Source organism: Asaia sp. W19 (genome assembly GCF_003994335.1).
Classification (GTDB): Bacteria; Pseudomonadota; Alphaproteobacteria; order Acetobacterales; family Acetobacteraceae; genus Asaia.
The window spans coordinates 41,959-59,124 of sequence record NZ_PNQZ01000043.1 but is presented as its reverse complement, the minus strand read 5'-3'; the positions used below and the strand labels follow the sequence as shown (position 1 = coordinate 59,124).

At 60.9% G+C, this 17,166-nt stretch carries 13 protein-coding genes and 1 pseudogene; 7 read left to right on the top strand and 7 right to left on the bottom strand.

Translation table 11 applies throughout. From position 1 onward, the window contains the following. The first annotated feature begins 166 nt into the window (after window positions 1-166). Window positions 167-397: an SDR family NAD(P)-dependent oxidoreductase gene (locus C0V97_RS18910; RefSeq protein WP_336984994.1), complete on the top strand. Its 231-nt coding sequence runs from the start codon at window positions 167-169 to the stop codon at window positions 395-397. Next, window positions 360-836, top strand: coding sequence for an SDR family oxidoreductase (locus tag C0V97_RS08515; protein ID WP_336984995.1), 477 nt, complete (start codon window positions 360-362; stop codon window positions 834-836). The genes C0V97_RS18910 and C0V97_RS08515 overlap by 38 nt, the downstream gene beginning before the upstream one ends. On the opposite strand, the gene pnuC is transcribed toward C0V97_RS08515, so the two are convergent. The 3 genes from pnuC to C0V97_RS08500 are packed head-to-tail and all read right to left on the bottom strand — an operon-like array spanning window position 825 to window position 5,004. Further along, entirely contained in the window at window positions 825-1,388 is a 564-nt protein-coding gene (gene pnuC / locus C0V97_RS08510) for a nicotinamide riboside transporter PnuC (RefSeq protein ID WP_127102193.1), read from the bottom strand. The two genes, C0V97_RS08515 and pnuC, sit on opposite strands and share 12 nt — an antisense overlap. Beyond that, window positions 1,388-2,614, bottom strand: a complete 1,227-nt coding sequence (locus tag C0V97_RS08505) for a phosphotransferase enzyme family protein (protein WP_127102192.1) — start codon at window positions 2,612-2,614, stop codon at window positions 1,388-1,390. The genes pnuC and C0V97_RS08505 overlap by 1 nt, the downstream gene beginning before the upstream one ends. After that, window positions 2,614-5,004: a TonB-dependent receptor gene (locus C0V97_RS08500; RefSeq protein ID WP_127102191.1), complete on the bottom strand. Its 2,391-nt coding sequence runs from the start codon at window positions 5,002-5,004 to the stop codon at window positions 2,614-2,616. The genes C0V97_RS08505 and C0V97_RS08500 overlap by 1 nt, the downstream gene beginning before the upstream one ends. Before the next feature lie 379 nt (window positions 5,005-5,383). Here C0V97_RS08500 and C0V97_RS08495 point away from each other — a divergent pair, with 379 nt between their 5' ends. Beyond that, a complete protein-coding gene (locus tag C0V97_RS08495; protein ID WP_127102190.1) occupies window positions 5,384-5,905 on the top strand; it encodes a hypothetical protein in 522 nt (173 codons plus the stop codon). 39 nt (window positions 5,906-5,944) lie between these two features. Here C0V97_RS08495 and C0V97_RS08490 read toward each other — a convergent pair whose 3' ends face one another. The 3 genes from C0V97_RS08490 to C0V97_RS08480 all read right to left on the bottom strand — a co-directional run bounded on the left by C0V97_RS08490 (window position 5,945) and on the right by C0V97_RS08480 (window position 9,504). Beyond that, window positions 5,945-7,114, bottom strand: a complete 1,170-nt coding sequence (locus tag C0V97_RS08490) for an arabinose transporter (protein ID WP_127102189.1) — start codon at window positions 7,112-7,114, stop codon at window positions 5,945-5,947. Window positions 7,115-7,266: 152 nt separating this feature from the next. Then, window positions 7,267-8,649, bottom strand: a complete 1,383-nt coding sequence (locus C0V97_RS08485; protein WP_127102188.1) for an amidase — start codon at window positions 8,647-8,649, stop codon at window positions 7,267-7,269. Window positions 8,650-8,700: 51 nt separating this feature from the next. Further along, window positions 8,701-9,504: an NAD kinase gene (locus C0V97_RS08480; protein ID WP_127102187.1), complete on the bottom strand. Its 804-nt coding sequence runs from the start codon at window positions 9,502-9,504 to the stop codon at window positions 8,701-8,703. A 225-nt stretch (window positions 9,505-9,729) separates the two neighbouring features. Between C0V97_RS08480 and moaB the strand changes: the two are divergent. Beyond that, window positions 9,730-10,271 (top strand): annotated as a pseudogene (moaB, locus tag C0V97_RS08475) (molybdenum cofactor biosynthesis protein B). 24 nt (window positions 10,272-10,295) lie between these two features. On the opposite strand, the gene C0V97_RS08470 reads toward moaB, so the two are convergent. Continuing rightward, the gene (locus tag C0V97_RS08470) at window positions 10,296-14,033 is read right to left on the bottom strand and encodes a glycoside hydrolase family 99-like domain-containing protein (RefSeq protein WP_127102186.1); all 3,738 of its coding nucleotides are present in this window, start codon (window positions 14,031-14,033) and stop codon (window positions 10,296-10,298) included. A 457-nt stretch (window positions 14,034-14,490) separates the two neighbouring features. Here C0V97_RS08470 and C0V97_RS08465 point away from each other — a divergent pair, with 457 nt between their 5' ends. The 3 genes from C0V97_RS08465 to C0V97_RS08455 all read left to right on the top strand — a co-directional run bounded on the left by C0V97_RS08465 (window position 14,491) and on the right by C0V97_RS08455 (window position 17,065). Continuing rightward, window positions 14,491-15,720 carry a homoserine O-acetyltransferase gene (locus C0V97_RS08465; RefSeq protein WP_199751757.1) on the top strand — a complete coding sequence of 410 codons (1,230 nt, stop codon included), beginning with the start codon at window positions 14,491-14,493 and terminating at the stop codon, window positions 15,718-15,720. Next, window positions 15,710-16,309: a methionine biosynthesis protein MetW gene (metW, locus tag C0V97_RS08460; RefSeq protein ID WP_127102185.1), complete on the top strand. Its 600-nt coding sequence runs from the start codon at window positions 15,710-15,712 to the stop codon at window positions 16,307-16,309. Before C0V97_RS08465 ends, metW begins: the two co-directional genes overlap by 11 nt. Before the next feature lie 147 nt (window positions 16,310-16,456). Beyond that, the gene (locus C0V97_RS08455) at window positions 16,457-17,065 is read left to right on the top strand and encodes a nitroreductase family protein (protein WP_127102184.1); all 609 of its coding nucleotides are present in this window, start codon (window positions 16,457-16,459) and stop codon (window positions 17,063-17,065) included. The last annotated feature ends 101 nt before the right edge of the window (window positions 17,066-17,166 follow it).

Here is a 17,166-nt window from a genome sequence, read left to right as displayed (position 1 = left end):
TGGTAAGACGATCGCGTAACGGATGCAAGGCTCGGTAGAACGCGATCCCGGTCAGATCGTGCCAATGAGGGGAGCGCCTAGGTTCGATTGCCCGGGGGATATCCCGGGGTGGCGCCGCCAGCGGTATCCTGCACACTCAGCTCTCCCTCGGAAAAGGAGAGCCGATATGAATGCTGCATCTGCCCTGGTTACAGGGGGGGACCGCGGTATGGGCGCGGCCATCTGCAAGCGTCTGGCGCAGGATGGGTTCGATGTCGCTTTGACCCATGCGCATAATGAAGCCCGTGCCCTCATGACGAAGGCGGCCAACGAAGCACTGGGGCGACGTGCGCTTGTGATACGGACGGATCGACACTTTGGTGTGCAATGCAGGGGGCTATCCCTATGGTCTGATTGACAGCATGAGCGATGGTGAGGTCGAGTCCACGCTCTCTCAACCTGCGCGGGGCCATGATCGAGACAGCTGCCGCGCTGCCCCATATGCGCAAGGGGGGAGCCTTATTTATATGGGATGGCTTTCGGTGAGCGCATGCCGCTGCCAGGTGTGTCGGTCTACGCCGCGACCAAGGCGGCGCTGGTCGGGTTCTTGCGAGGCGTTGTGCGTGATGTCGGTCCGCGCGGCATTACGGCCAACGAACGCGGTCCAGCCCGGCCCGATCGATACCGAATGGAACCAGGCGGACGGGGCCCATGCTGAAACGCTTGCAAGCTTTGTCGCCAGTGGTGCCTTTGGCGAGACAGGGCATATCGCTGCGGCTGTGTCCTACCTTGCGGGCCCGGCAGCCAGCTATGTGAACGGAACGACGCTCACCGTCGGTGGCGGGTTATGCGCGTGACAGCCGGGCCCTGCGCCAGCTGAACCAGCCCCAGATTGCAAGCCCTGTGAGTCCTGCATAGAGCCCCGCACTGAGCCAGAGACTACGCTCGATGAACAGGGCCACATAGGCGCAGTCGACGGCGATCCAGAGGGGCCAGCAGGCAATGAAGCGGCGTGCTGTCCAGATCTGGCCAATCACACTGAACACGCTCAGCGCTGCATCGGTCATCGGAGCAGCGTCGCTCGTCCAATGCCGGAGCGCGACGCCCAGGACCGTGCTGGCCGCGACACCCAGAGCAAGATCTCGTGCCAGGATGGCGCGACCGATAGGCCTGACGGCAATGCCCGCCTCCCTGCGCGCCACGCGATACCAGTCGTACCAGCCTTTCAGGAGAAACAGGCAAAAGACGATCTGCAGCGCGGAATCCGCGTAGAGCCGGGCTCTTGCGAAGACGACCAGATAGAGAAGTGAGGCGAGCAGGGAGCAGGGCCAGCCGAGCACGCGTCGCTGCGCTGTAAGGGCAATGCCCATCATGGTCACGATAACGGCCAGAGCTTCGATCGGGGACATCACCGTGCGTTGCCCAGACTGTCCGGGGACGCGACGAGATCCAGCAATTTCTGCCCATTCTTTGTGCTGAACCAGCGCGCATGGGCCACGAGATAAGTGTCATGGGTGACGCGCGCGAGTGCAGGTTGCTCGACAAGACAGGTGTAATACCAGATCTCCGAACAAGCGAAGGAAACGTGGGCGAGGGGAAGAAATGCGGCGATGCCCGCCCTATCCTGCGCAGTGAGCGGCCATTCTTCATGATAGCCGCGCAGGAAAGCGCGCACTTGTTTCCAGCCGACCGAATAATCCGGCGCGGTGTCTGGTGTTGCGTGCGGCGTGAGCCATCCGATCATGCTGCGCTCCAGGGCAACGGCGAGGTCGAAACCCCGCGTCGTCAGATCGGCCATGCTGAAATCGAACGGTACGCCTGCGGAGTAAGACGCTTCATCGCTCTGCGCAGCGCTGCTTTGCGGCGCAGGGCGCTCATGCCAGATGAGGTTGGAGCCGTGCCAGTCGCCATGACCCCACCGTAGGACCGGCGCCACAAGAAGGGGGGCTGCACGTTCGAAATGGGGCGTCAACGCAGCAATCAAGGCGTGATCTCCCCCCAGATCCGTCAAAGCCTGTTCTAGGTCAGGCATCGATGCGATCCATGCCTGCAGCCCTGACGCCGGGCCTTGCGGGCCACAGAGCGGGGTGAGTGCAGAGACGAGGGAGCGCTGGGCACGAGACGGCGCGGAGTATCCCTCTGCTGCACGATGAAAACGCGCCAGTGCATTTCCGGCCTCGAATGCCTGATCAGCAGTGAGATATGACTCCCATGACATGCGATCGCGATAAAGATCCTGTCCGTCCAGCGCCGGGAAACACTCATAGCACCAGATCGCACCATCTCTGCCTTGCGATGAGTACGTGGTGTCGCCCGAGGACGTGGCACGAGGCAGGGCCACCGCCAGACCATGCCGGGCCAGATGGGCGATGAAGTCGTGTTCCTGACGCAAGGCGGCCGCATCACGCAGGGCGCGATGATGACGCTTGAGAAACCAGATGGCGCCAGACCCGTCCCGCAGGCGCGAAACGGCGGAAAACGGGCGCGCGCTGTGCCACTCAATGGCCTCTTCGCAGGTGAGGCCGAAGGCGCCCAGAGCCTCCTGTGCCTCGTTTTTCGTAATCAGGGGCCAGTCACGCTTGGCCTCCTTGCCCCAGAGGCCGAACTGACCGGGGGCCTCGGGCGTGCCGGTCATCAAAAGCCGGCTGTTGCTGTCGCGAGGGCAGAAAAGCCACCGCCGATATAGTAATCCGGTGCGCTTCCCGCGATGGTTGTTCCATAACGCCCGAGAGTATCCCGTGCGTTGAGCGTGGGGTCGGCAACGCCCGAAAGATAGTGCTCATTGGTGATGTTGATGAAGTTCAGACGGATCGACGGGGCCTTCAGGCGCTTTGCATCAGCAAAACGATAACCGAGCGTCAGATTACCTGTCGTATGATCGCTGATACGCTCGTCATTGGTGAAGGTGGCGTATTGCCTGCCGGTGTACTGAATGGCGGCAAACCCGAAAACATGTCCGTCATCATAGGTGAGACCCGCCGAGGCCTGTAGCCGGGGGCTGCGCACCGCGGTTTTGCCAGCAGTGGGCAACAGATCTCCGTTGCTCGCGATGTTGTTGTCGATCGTGGCGTGCAGATACTCGCCGGAAACATAGGGCGCCCAGTGATGCCAGGGCCGAAGACCAATCTCGACATCCAGACCACGGGAGGTCTGGCCCCCCGCATTCATGGTCGAGGATACCGGGGTGTTGTTGATCAAGACCTGCGTCTGGATCTGCCTATTGGTAAAGTTATAGTTGAAGAAGGTCAGGCTCCCTGTCACGAGCGGCCCGCTATATCGATATCCCAGCTCTTCGGAGATGGAATATTCGTTGCGCAGATCTCCCGAGCCAGTAGTGCCAGTCGCGCCACTCGTCGGATCGTAGTTATTGTAGAGCGCCGTGAAGGCGGGAGCTCTGAAATTGGTTGTCGTATTCACGAAGATCTGGTGGCGTGCGGTGATCTGGTAGCGCAGGCCAAACCGGGGGAGCGGTACGGCGCTATTGCTGCCCACGTGATATTGCGGGCCCGGTACAGCATTCGTTCCAACGCGGCTGACCATCACCTCCTTGAAACCGGCCTCGATCAGGAGCCGGTCTGAAAGCAGGTGCATCCGGTCGCCAATATACAGGGCATTGGTCATGCTGATCGTGTGATTATCGCCAGCAACATAGATGCCGCCATCCGACAGCCTGACGAAATTGCGGGTACCACTCCCCCAGATATTCGGAGACCCGCCATTTGCAGAGACGGGCGAGAAAGACTGGACTTCGTGATCGTCGCCGTAATCGAACCAGTATCCGAGCACGGTCTCGTTCCAGCCCTGCTTCCACGCGATTTCGGAAGTGAATCCTGAGCGGTAGCTGCGCTGGGTGTAATTGGCGCGTACGATTGCCTGATCGTCTTGGGCGCTCGGTAACGACAGGACATCGCCCAGGGCCTGTGTGCCCGTGTAGAGCCCACTCAGGGGAAGGGTGGAACCGCCAGGGACGTTTCCATAGGCGCCCTGGGCATAGGGCGTGGCATTGAAGGTCAGGTGATCCGTCAGTGCGAGCGAGACGGGAGCACCCATATACAGGGTCCGCTCCGGCGCGCGCCACAGGCGCTGATAATACTGGGCCTCCTCCGGGTTTGACGGATCATACTTGCCCGAAAGCGCATTGGCCGAAGACACGCCGTACAATTTGAAGGCGTCCTTCGAAACCTGCGGGTAGTAGCTCGTGATCGTGCTGTTGAAACTGCCGAGCAGAGATGCGTGGGAGCGTTCACCGATATCGCGTACCAGCTTGAAATCGATATGATGGCGCATGTCATGGCCCGGCCCACGCCAGTTTTCAGCGCTCGTGTGGGAGTAGGACACAAAGCCGCGCAGCCCGGTATGCCCGATCAATCCGGTATCGAGACGCAGGAATTCGCGGTTCGTATTGTATGAGCCATAGGAAACCGAGGCTGTGCCTCCCGCCTTGCGAGCCGGATCACGGAAACTCAGGCTCATGAGGCCGCCAGCCGCATTGAGCACCGGGCTATCAAGATCGGCGGCACCCTGGCTGAGGGCGACCTGCCGATAATTCTCGCCGTCTGCAAACTGACTGGGATAGCCCGAGTAAAAGGCCAGATCGTTCAGCGGCATGCCCTCCAGCACGTAACCGATCGAATCCGTATTGAGCCCACGCACGGAAATTGTGGTCTGGGGGGAGAGCCCCATGGCATCGGACGCAGCGACATTGGCACCGGGCAACATCGAGACCAGTTGGTAGGCGGTCGAGATGGGGGCCTGCTTGGCGATGAACGCGCTATCCACTGCGCTGATCGAACGCACCGCGTGCTGGGCTTCGATCAGCCCACCACCGCGCTCGGCCTCGCGTTTTTCCGGCTCCGTCGCCTTGACCGTAATCTGTTCGGTTTTCGCTTTTTTTACCGGAATACTGGCCCCGCGTGCATTCTGGGCGGCGATGACAATGCTCGCGCCACATCCGGCAACGCCGCAAAGAAGCCAGAACCTGCGTGCGGATCGGCGCGAGGGGGCCAGGTGAAATGCCACTATCATAATCCAGCTGTCAGGGCGCGTCGGCTTTGCGGGGGCGGGGCTGCCGGGCAGGCCAGGCTACAGGGAAGGGTCGATATGAGAGCAATTCTCATAGAAGACCCATCGCGGCAAGACCAATCGCCCTTCTGGCTCAAAGCCTCGCCTCATGGGCGTCGGCCTATCCCGGCTCGCTGGACATACCGCGCTTCATGCCGAGCTAACGCGTCGCCAGGGTTCTGCCGCCATTGATCGCAATCACGGCGCCACTACTTCATCAGTGGGCTTTCGGCGCCGTGGTCTCCGCCCCATACATGTTTCGGCACAGGGCGAGAGCGGTCGTCATCTGGGCGCGCACCCTGATTTCTGCTATTCGGCCATGCAGCAAGGGGAGGAAGCGTGCGTGGCAGACCGGATCGTGGAACCGCAGATCATCGAGCAGCATGTTGGTGGCTGGGTCATCAAACGCGATACGGATCATGCGCCTCATCGCGCCGGTCCTGAGGATATCACGTTTCTGATCCGGTTGCTGTCCGAACAGGGTGCGCGTTCGGAAGCCGAAGCGCTCGAGGCGGTGGCCTCTGCCCTTGCCGGTTGGCTCGTGCAGAAAGCGCGCGGGGAGCGCCCATCATCGCTCGCAGAGGACGATCACCTTGCGTTGATCAGACTTCTCCCGCCGGTAGGGATGGTAGAGGACGGGACGGCGGATGCGGATCTCGAAACGGCAGCTTTGCACCCGGAGGCAGATATCGGCAGCGGTGCTGCTGTGGAGATACCGGACGAACCGGAAATCCAGAGCGCTGCCGTGCACACGGCGCCTGACGCGTCCGCTTCACGCCCGAGTTTGACGCCCGTTCCTCTGCCTCGATACGACCTGCTGGAAGGTCACGACATGGTGCGCTTTCATCTCGACTACGGGATCTGAGCGTTCCTGTCTGATGCCGGGACGGCGTCGTCTTTCGGCTCAACTCGCGCGCTGGGGGCGTCTGAGGCGGAGCACCAGCACGAGCCCGATCAGCGCACAGACCATGCCCATGATGAAAATCGCCCGATAGCCGAGATGGTCCGAAACCAGACCGGCGACAGGCCCGCTGACCGCATAAGACAGGTCCTGAAACGCGGCGAAGCCCCCTAGTGCCGTTGCGCGCATGGGGCCACTGACCCGGCGGACCACCTCGACGCCCATTGATGGATAGATCAGCGAGCACCCGGCTCCGGTTGCGACCGCGCCGATCAGCGCCAGAGCCGGTGAGGGCGCCAAGGCAATACAGGCCTGACCGATGGCCTCGATCGACAGAGAGGCCAGAGCGACGCGAATGCCGCCGAAACGGTCTGGCATATGGCCGCAGAATATTCGTCCCGCGACGAATGCGCCGCCAAAGCATGTCAGCCCCAGTGCGCCGTAGGACCAGTGGCGATTGATGAAATAGACCGAGAGGAAAGCCCCGAGCACGGCAAACCCGACACCCTGGAGTGCCACGACCGTTCCGAAAGGACGTATCGTGCCCAGAACGGGCCAGAAGGAGCCGCGCTCGCCGGTCAGGACGGGTGCCGCCGAAACAGGCTGGATGATGACCAGACCGATGCAGGGCAGGAGCGTGCACAGGATCATCAGCGTTGAAAATCCGGCATGATGGAAAAGCGATAACCCGACAGGGCCACCAAAAGCGAAAGCGCCGTACATGGCGGCCCCGGTCCAGGTCAGCACCTTTCCCGCTCCTTTTGCCCCCATCAATCCGATGCCCCAGCCATGCATGCCGACAAGCGTGTAGCTCTCTCCAACGCCCAGAAGCAGGCGCCCCAGAATCAGCAGACAAAACGAGGGCAGTCGCGGCAGAATCCCGAGGCCAGGAACGAGGCATATCAGACTTGCCAGCGCGTAGAGCATCAGGCCGAAACGCATTGCCGAACGGCCGCCGCGTGAATCGGTAAAGCCGCCTGCGAGGGTGCGGGTCAGAATTGTCGACACGAACGCGATGCCCACAGCGACACCGGCCAGAGCGTTGCCATAGCCGGGCCATGAGGTGACGAAGGGGGGGATGACTGCCAGCGGCATTGCTACGGCGAGGTAAGAAAGGAAGAGGGCGGTAGTCAGGAAGACGAGTTGACCCGGAGCGGGGGCGCTTTCTGCCATGGCTGGTGACTCGTTCTGGGCTGGAGCGGATTGCGAAATGGACGGGGAACGCTAGACTTCCTGACCGAACGGTTCAAATAACGCTGTAGTGACGTGATCCCATCCCATGAACCTTCGCCGATTCTCCGAGGCTGCTTCACGCCTCGCGATGGTCAGGAAGATTTCAGGCGGTTTTCGCAACGCTGCGCGATGCGCGCGAGGGATGCATCCTGACCGTGACAAGCGGTCAGCATCATTCCCGCAGGCAGGCCCTTCCAGTGCAGGGGCAGGCTGTAGGAGCAGCCATCCAGCAGGTTGGCAAGGGAAGGGTTGCGCAGCATCAACCGATTGTACCGCGCATAGGCCTGAGGGTCGTCGCATGCCGAGATCATTGGAGGCAGGACCGGCACGGTCGGGCTGATGAGCGCATCGAAACCCAGCATATCCTGATTGAAGCGCGCACAAAGCTTCTGCCGTTCGATGTAGAGTTGGCGCAACGCGGCGACGCTTGTGTTGGCGCCCAGGATCATGCGTTCCCGAACCCGAGGGTCGAATTCCTCAGGGTGGTGCAACAGATCATCATGGAAGTAATGATAGGATTCTGCTGCGACAATCTGCGCCTGCAGGTTCAGATCGGCGATGTCCTGCAGAAGTGGCATGGGCTGGCGGATGATCTCTATCCCGGCATTTTCGAGATGCCTCATGACGGCTTCGAAAACCGAGAGCACCTGGCCATCTGCCTCATCACGGACGAATGAGGTGGGCAGGAGCAGGCGTATCGGGGCGCTCTGGGGCTCGGGCGCGACCCAGTCCGTGGTTTGGCCGGTCATCAGATGATCGAGGAGATGACAATCCGAAACGGTCAGCGCTACACTGCCCACGCTGTCGAATGTCGGCGATAAAGGGATCATGCCCTTGCGGCTGATCTTGCCGGCTGTCGGCTTGAAGCCGGTAAGGGCATTCAGCGCGGCAGGAATGCGACAGGACCCCCCGGTGTCGGATCCGATACTCGCCAGAGCGGCCCCCGTCGCGACTGATACCGCGCCGCCCGATGTGGAGCCTCCCGGAATGGCGCGTCCGTCGTCCACCAGCGTGTTCCAGGGCTGCGCCCCATGCGGATTAAGGCCGAGACCCGAATAGGCGAATTCGGTCATCTGTGTTCGGCCGATCAGAATGAAGCCTGCCGCCCGGAGGGGGGCAATCGCTTCGGCGTCGCCCGGAGCCACCGGACGGTCTGCCAGAAGAGTCGAGCCTGCACGCGTGATCTGGCCTTTCAGATCGAACAGATCCTTGACAGAGATCGGCAGCCCAGCCCAGGGCGAGGCCTGGTAGCCCTTGGCGCGTATCCGGTCAGCAGCATCGGCATATTGCCGCGCGCGATCGGCGGAGAAGTCCGACGTATAGGCCGCGCGTGCATTTTCGCAGCTTTCGATCTTTTCCAAGCATTGCTCGACCAGGGCCCTGCTGCTTGTCTCGCCCTTTGCCAGGCGTTGCGCTGTCATCACCAGCCCCTCGGGAATGGGGGAGAAGCTTGAACCTCTTGCTGAACCGCTCATTGGCTGGGCTTTCTTGTTATTATGCCGGTTGAAGATGGCTGATCTGGATGTCTACTCGGCGAATTGCTCCGCGATGATGCGCTCAGACAGCCCGTGATCAGGGTCGAACAAAATTGTCGCCGTGATCGAGCGATCCTCGCGCACGGTGGCCTCGACGACATCGCGGACCTCAAGGAAATCCGCGACCGCCGCGCAGGGCCTCTTATCCTGTTCTAGCAATGTGAAGCGCACGACCGCGCTCGACGGCAACAGCGCGCCACGCCACCGACGCGGACGGAAGGCTGAGATGGGCGTCAGGGGCAGCAGATTGGCCGTCAAAGGGACAATTGGGCCGTGAGCCGAAAGGTTATAGGCGGTCGAGCCTGCAGGGGTTGCAACGATCACTCCGTCACAGACCAGTTCTGGCAGGCGGACGCGCTGGTCGACCTCGATACGGATCTTGACGGCCTGTCGCGTCTGGCGAAACAGGAACACGTCATTGAAGGCGATCCCTTCATGGAGTGTGCCGTCACGCCCTGTGGCTTTCATGCGCAAGGGATGAAGTTCCGAGGCCTGGGCGCGGGTGAGCCTCGCGATCAGATCTTCATCTGAAACCGTATTGAGGAGAAAGCCGACCGAGCCGCAATTGAGCCCATAAGCCGGTATGCCGTGTTCGGTCACCTTATGGAGCACTTCCAGCAGGAAGCCATCTCCCCCAAGGCAAACAACGACCTCTGCATCGCATAGCGGCGTATCGCCATAGGTGGCGACAAATTTGGCCCGGGTTTTCTGGGCGATTTCGGTTGGTGAAGCCAGAAAGGCGATCCGCTCCGGCGGGGCGTCGAAACGGGCTTTTGGCGCGGGAGGAAGGCTCATTACCGTTCGGGGCTTTCAGTGGAAGACGCCCGGTCGTGTAAAGGGGAGAACGCCAGCAAGATCACCTGTCCAAACACCTGGGAGCTACTAGGGAGACGTACCCTAACCACGCCAGACAATCCTCGCAACACTCCATCGTCACTGGAGCGTGATCGCTACGATCATGGCTGCGCATTGCGCCGTGTCTTCCCGTCCCGAGGAAATCGCGTGATACTCTCGTGCCAAATGCAGCATGAAAGGGACGGGTCGGTGACAGAGAAGGACGAGGGAGGTTTCAGGCCCTGCGCGATAGCCATTCTGACAATCTCCGATACCCGAACACCGGAGACTGATCGTTCCGGGCAGATCCTCGCTGATCGCGTCATCCAGGCGGGTCACATGCTGACGGCGCGCGATCTTGTGCCTGACATACTGGGCGAGATCGTCGAGCGATTGAGGCTGTGGATTGCCCGAGAGGATATCGAGGTGATCATCACGACAGGTGGGACGGGGATCACGGCCCCGATGTGACGCCCGAAGCCTTTCAGAGGGTGATCGACAAGGAGATACCCGGCTTTGGAGAATTGTTTCGGATGCTCTCCTACGCCAAGATTGGCACGGCCACCATCCAGTCCCGCGCCCTGGCCGGAATTGCATCGCGCACTCTCCTCTTTGCGCTTCCCGGCTCGACCGGGGCGGTTGCGGATGGATGGGACGACATCCTGATTCATCAGCTCGATAATCGGCACCGCCCCTGCAATTTCGTTGATCTCCTCCCGCGGCTCTAAAGCTACGCGACGGCTTGGGCCCTCTCACTGAGCGAGGCGCGCACGCGGGGGGGCTTCGAGGCCGAATTGCCTGCGTAATCCGTCTCTATAAAGCTTTTGGGCCTGCATGAGATCCTCGGCCCGTCCAAAGCGGGTGGCGATCTCATCGTGTAGACGCTCTATCTCAGCCAGATGAGCGCTCTCGTCGAGAGCTCCTGTCACCGAACGCTGATGGCGCCGATGGATGTTGAGGGGGCGGGCAAGATACGCGATTTGCGCGCCAGGCTGCATCAATATCTCCAGATAGACGCGCCAGTCACCGGCCAGCCGATAGGTGCCAAGTTCTGCCATGCAGGCGGATAGGGCTGCGTTGAATGCTTCGCGTCTGAACAAAACGGCGCTCACATTCAGGATCAGATTGGCGTGGCCCAGAAAATTCCTGACGAAATCCTGCCCTGGCATCACCATGTCGCGCCCAAGTTGGGCCCCGACATGACTCCTGTAGTAATCCTGGTAATCGGGGCCGAGGCTTATTCCCTCACCATCGATCGGGCGACTGTCGCAGAAGGCCATGACCGCCCCTTTCACTTGCCCGGCGAGACTCCCAAGCGAGGAAAGAAATTCAGGCTCACTCAGATCATCTGCTTCCGCAATCCAGATCCAGTTTCCCTGTGCGATTTCAGCGGCGCGTTGCCATTGTGCGAAAACCGAACCGCTTTGACGGGTCTGACGAATGATCCTCACGCCACGAGCGAAGGCCTCGGCCGTCTGCTCGGCCAGATCGGCCGACCCGTCCTGCGAGCAGTCATCCAGCACGATAATCTCGAGAACCGGACAGTCCTGTGCAAAGATGGTTGCAAGACGTGCCACAAGATAGCGTGCGTAGTTGTAGGAAAGCACAACGACTGAAATCCAGGGTAAATCGGGCATCGCTCGCCCGAGCACCTTCGCCGCATAGGCATCGAAGGAAAATCGCGCGCGCAGAGCGGTCCCGAGCGTGGAACGCTGCCCCCTCGCGGTAGGTGGAAGCCGGGCGCCCTTGAGAATGAGTGACCCAAGCGCCGGAAGATCGCCCGGCTGGAGGATCGCATGGCGCGTGTCTCCCTCGCTTGCCAAGGTTTCGAGGAGATCGGGGATCATGCCGCAGCGCGCGAAGGCCGCGCAGGGCAAGCCGCTGGCGAGTGCCTCGAGCGCGGCAGATGGATATGGGTCCTCGCGTGACGTCAGAACGAACTGATCCGCTGCGGAGAGGAACGGACTGACATTGTCGACCCGTCCCGGCAGATGGAAATTGCCGCTGTCGAGAGCCGGTTTCAAATCTGATTCCAGCGCAGTCTCGATGGCAGGAGAAAGGGCGCCCACCCAGAGAAAATGGATAGGGCGGACAGTTTCCTGCCCATTGATCGGGGCGGTGAAACTCGGGCTGCGGAGCATGCTCCATAATTGCAGGAAGAGGTCGAACCCCTTGCGCGTATCGCCGTAGCCCACGCCGATCACCACATGGGCGAGGGCAGGGATGCCGTAAGCCTGACGTACGCGCAGTCTGTCCTCGGGGGTGAAAGTCACCGGGTTGTACAAGCCTTGGGGCAGGATGTGCGCATTCGGGCAGATACGGGTCAGCATGGCGCCGGGAACGATCAGCCCAAATGCGCGCTTCATGGCCTCGGCCAGCGGGCGTTCGAGGTCGTGGTGGCGGATCATCCCGGGAAGTTCGTGGATCAGTAGGGTGAAGGGGATGCCGGCTTCAACCAGATCAGGCGTCAGAACGGTGGTGACAGCGCTGTTCATGAGGGCTGCACCGAAGCCCTCGATGCGCAGGGAGGCCAGTCGCTCACGGCATGCTGGCTCGCCGGGCCGAAGAATTTCCACGGTTGCGACCTGCCGGTACTGGGGAAGCATTTCGCCCCCGCCCAGAAGCAGAAACGCGATGTCGAGCCCGTGATTTCTTTGCAACGCCTTGCCGAGCGAGAGCAAAAGCATCTGGGCGCCAGCCGGGAAAGCATCATGGCCGATCAGCAACAGACGTGTCTTGCCCAATCCGCCGCGCAAGCGTGTGACAGCGCGTGCCGTTGCATTGAGGTAGGCGGCGCCATAATGCACGTCGGGTTCGAGATAGGCGCCCTCTGCCCATTCATTCCAGGCGTTGATACAGACCAGCGTTTCTCCGAAGACCGGATTATCTCGCGCCTTCTCGATCGTCTCACTCAGCCACCGCTCGTAAAGGGCAGGGGTCGAACCATGCAGGACCAGTCCCGCCCCCTGTCTTCGGGCGTCATTGTCCCATGAGGGGCTGACCGTGCGTATGAGTGGAAAAGCGGGGGCGGGGTCGGCCAGCGCCTTGTCGACCAATTCGGCATAATCATAGACCCGGGCCGTCATGTCCTGATCGAGAATGTCGAGGCGGTCTTCGATGGGGGTGCAGGTGCAGGTCAGCTTGTGTGGCGGGAACTCGATCGCCGCATCCATGCCGAAATGGCGCGGATCATGGTCGTCGAATGCCTGGGCCATGACGAAGACCGGCATGATCCCCTCTTGCTCCCTAAACAGCGCGCGCCATCTGCGCAGGCGCTGTTGCGCTTTGGGAATGGCACCCGGACGGTAGATCATGAGTACAGGGCGTTCACCAAAACGAATATATCGGGGGTCACGCATGTGTCGTGCGAAATCCGCGATCAGGGCTTCGTCATCTTCGCAACGGTAGTCCTGCGAGATCAGGATGTCCTGATCTCCGCCATCCCAGCGACGGCTCCAGTTTTCATTGGCCCACATGAGGCAGAACGGAAGCGAGATTTCGGGCGAGCGAAGCAGGATCTCCATGGGCTGTTCGAGCAGTCGTGTGCCGTTGAACCAGTAATGATAGAAGATAAAGCCTTCGACCCCGCTCTCATGCGCCATTTTCGCCTGACGGCGCAGTGTCTCGGCACTGTCGAGCCGGTAATGGCCCAGATCTCGCGGGGTTCTTGGCTGATAGTGATCGGCAAAGCGGGGAACACCGCGGCTCAGATTTGTCCATTCCGTGAAGCCCTTGCCCCACCAGCGGTCATTGGCCTCGACGGGATGAAATTGCGGCAGGTAATAAGCGAGCACGCGTGCCCGACGCAGTGAGGCATCAGGCAGCGGTTGATGCTCTTCGAACTCCGCAGCAGGCTGGGTGCGTCGGCGGATTTCGCGGGCAATGGTCGTCTCGTGGGCGGGAAGGGCTGGAAAGATGCCCGGCTCATGGCGATGGTCGAGCCAGTGCAGGAACGCATTGACTTCGGGTTGGTGACGCAGATAGCGCTGCCGGTAGAAAGCCGGATCGAACCCCGCGAAAGGGCGTCGCGCCTCACGGAACCCTTGCACCATATAGTGCTCGACGGGGTCCATGCCCGAGGCGGCCACATCCGGATTATTCTGAAGATAAAATACAGGGTCGAATTCCGGCATGGGATGGATGTCAGGGAGACGCCTGTTGGCGAGGTAATGCGCCAGGGCATTCATGTTGACCGGCACCTGATTGGCCTGACGATACCAGATCGGATCGAACCAGGGGACCGGGCGGCGTCCCTCGTACTCGCCTCGGGTGAGGTAATGATGCAGGGGGTCCTCTGTCACATCCCGGTAGCGGGCGAGATACCAGCCAGGGTCGAAAAACGGGTTGGGTTTGCGTCCTTCGCGCCAGCCTGTGCTGTGATAATGCGCGAGTGCGCCACTCCCCAGATCCTGGAGATCCGGATTGCGTGACAGGTAGAACGCCGTGTCGAACAGGCCTGAATGCCCGATGCAGCGTAGAACTGTGGGCATGATCGGTCTCCCTTCGTCGATTCGTTAAAAAAACATTAATCGCCTCAAGTCGCGCTGCCTAACATTCATTTGAGCGAAGATGCAATTATTCTGCAATGCGCTGTTTAGACGGGAGAAATGCTGACCTCAGGGTCAGCTCGGAACCGTGTCCCCTGGATTGTGTGAGGGAATTGCGGGAACGCTCGAGCAATGGCATATCTCTCCCCCCAAAACCGCTGGCTTATTATTCTGCCATGGCATTCTGGTCGCGTTGCTGCGGTTGGCGTGACCGGATGGTACGGGCGGTTTGGTCGTCATGTTCAGCCTGCGGCGAGACGCGCGCAGCATTTCCTTGGGAGCACACGGCCTGTGTCGCGAGATCATTGTGCATGACGGGGCGGCCCTTGGGGCCAGCATGTCGGACGGTTCGGACGTGCAGCCGGGGGGGCAGCGAATGCGCGCGCCCGAAGCGCGTGTCATGACGCACGCCGGATCTCCCACAGCGTTTGCGGTGAGGCTTGACGGGGGGCTGACGCTCGAATGCGGGGCGCATATCGCCCCACTCGACGTGGCCTATTGCGCCTATGGCACGCTCTCGCCGCGTAAGGATAATGTCATCCTAGTCTGTCATGCCCTGACAGGTGACCAGTATGTCGCTGAAACCCATCCGGTCACGGGCAAACCCGGCTGGTGGGGCCGGGCCGTCGGGCCAGGCTGCGCTATTGATACCGACCGTTTTTACGTGATCTGTGTCAATGTTCTGGGCGGATGTATGGGGTCCTCGGGACCGAAAACGCTGAGGGAGACCGGCGAGCCCTGGGGCACGGATTTTCCACCGATCACCATACGGGACATGGTGTTCGCGCAGGCCAGGCTGCTGGACCATCTCGGTATCAAGCGCCTGTTCGCCGCCATAGGCGGCTCGATGGGCGGTATGCAGGTGTTGCAATGGGTCGCGAGCTTCCCCGAACGCGTGGGGGCTGCCATGCCTATCGCTACCGCACCGTTCCATTCCGCGCAGAATATCGCGTTCAACGAAGTCAGCCGTCAGGCGATCTGTGGTGATCCCGACTGGCATGGTGGGCGCTACTGGGCGATGGACACCATACCTGCCAAGGGGCTGGCTGTGGCGCGCATGATGGCGCACATCACCTATCTTTCCGAGGAAGCGCTCACCCAGAAATTCGGCAGGCGTACCCGGCGCGATGCCGTACCCTCCCATGAGGCGGTGGCCTCGGGGAACTCGCTCTTCGGCGAGATTTTCGAGGTGGAGAGTTACCTGCGCCATCAGGGTTCAAGCTTCGTGCGCCGGTTCGATGCAAACTCCTATCTTACCATCACGCGCGCGCTCGATTACTTCGATCTGAGCGCCGATTACGATGGCGATCTCTCGGCGCCTTTCCGCCATTGTGAGACGCGGTTCTGCATCATTTCCTTCACCTCTGACTGGCTTTTCCCCACGTCGCAGTCCCGTCTTCTGGCGCGGGCCCTCAACCGGGCTGGTGTGAACGTCTCGTTTGTCGAGATCGAGAGTGATCGTGGGCACGATGCCTTCCTGCTTGAGGAGCCCGATCTGGACCGGACGATGCGTGGCTTCATCAATGGTGCTGCCGAACAGGCCGGGCTGAGCCAGCGCTCTGCGCCGGATAAGGACGTGCCTGTCGAAAGCGGAACCGTTGTAACGGAAGGGGCTTCGCATGCGTCTTGATCAGCAACTCATCGCTGAGATGATCGCTCCGGGGACACGGGTGCTCGATGTAGGCAGCGGCGACGGCGCGCTGATCGATCACCTCTTCAAAACGCGACAATGCGATGCGCGCGGGATCGAGATCGACATGCGGGAGGTTACACGTTCCGTCGCTCATGGCCTGCCGGTCATGCATGGCGATGCGGATCAGGACCTGGTGCATTATTCAGACGATGCCTTCGATTACGTGGTGCTGCAGCGCACCTTGCAGGCTGTAGAGAAGCCCCGCGAGGTGCTGCGCCAGATGCTGCGCATCGGGCGTCACGCAATCGTATCCTTTCCGAATTTCGGTCATTGGCGTTTGCGGCTTCAGATCCTGCTGAGCGGGCGTATGCCGATGAACAAGGTGTGGCACACGCCATGGTATGAGACGCCCAATATCCATCCATGCACCATTCAGGACTTTCTCGAGCTCTGCGAGTCAGAGGGCTATGTGATCGATCGCTGGCTCGCCATCGACGAGGCGGGAGAGCGAGCCCCCTGGCGACGATCGATCAGGCTGGCCAATCTTTTCGGCGAGCAGGCACTCTTCCTGCTGAGGCGTCGCTGACGCGAGACTGCGCCCCCTCCTGAGGATAACGTTTCGACTTTGATCGAAATAAGGCTTTACAGCGTGGTGAACCCCGTGTTTGCATCCGGCGTTCCGGTACAACACCCACGCCCCCAGGACCCTGCGGGGCAGGAAAGCGGAGTTCTCATGACTGATATCCTGACCGCCATTGCCGAGCGTCGCGCGACCAAGCGCTTCGATCCTTCCGTCACCATTCCCGAGCACGAGTTGCGTGATATCCTGGATGCCGGACGACACGCACCGACGGCGTTCAATATCCAGCATACGCGCTTCGTCGTCGTGACCGATCCGACACTGCGGCAGAAGATCCGCGCCGTCTCCTGGAATCAGCCACAGGTGGAAGAGGCGAGCGCGCTGATCGTGCTCTGCGCTGACTTCAAGGCCTGGGAAAAGAACCCCGCGCGTTACTGGGCGGCTGCGCCTGAAAAAATGCAGACCACCTATGAAGGCATGATCCATCAGTTCTATAGCGGTAACGAGCAGATGCAGCGTGATGAAGGCATCCGCTCCGCCGGGATGGCGGCCTATGCGCTGATGCTTGCAGCTGCTGCTCACGGCTATCAGTCCTGCCCGATGGACGGGTTCGATTTCAAGGCTGTGGGCGAGCTGATCAATCTCCCGTCTGACCATGAAGTCGTCATGTTCGTCGCGATCGGCAAGAAATCCGGCGAATACCCTCCCCATGGCGGTCATCTCCCGCTTGAGGAGACGATCATCGAAAACCGTTTTGCCTGATGGGGACTGATTGCCCACGGCAACGCTGCGCTGCTGTTTTATAAGCGTAATCGCTTGCGTCCGGGGAGGGCTCTGCCTATATGGGGTCCTCCCCGGTCCAG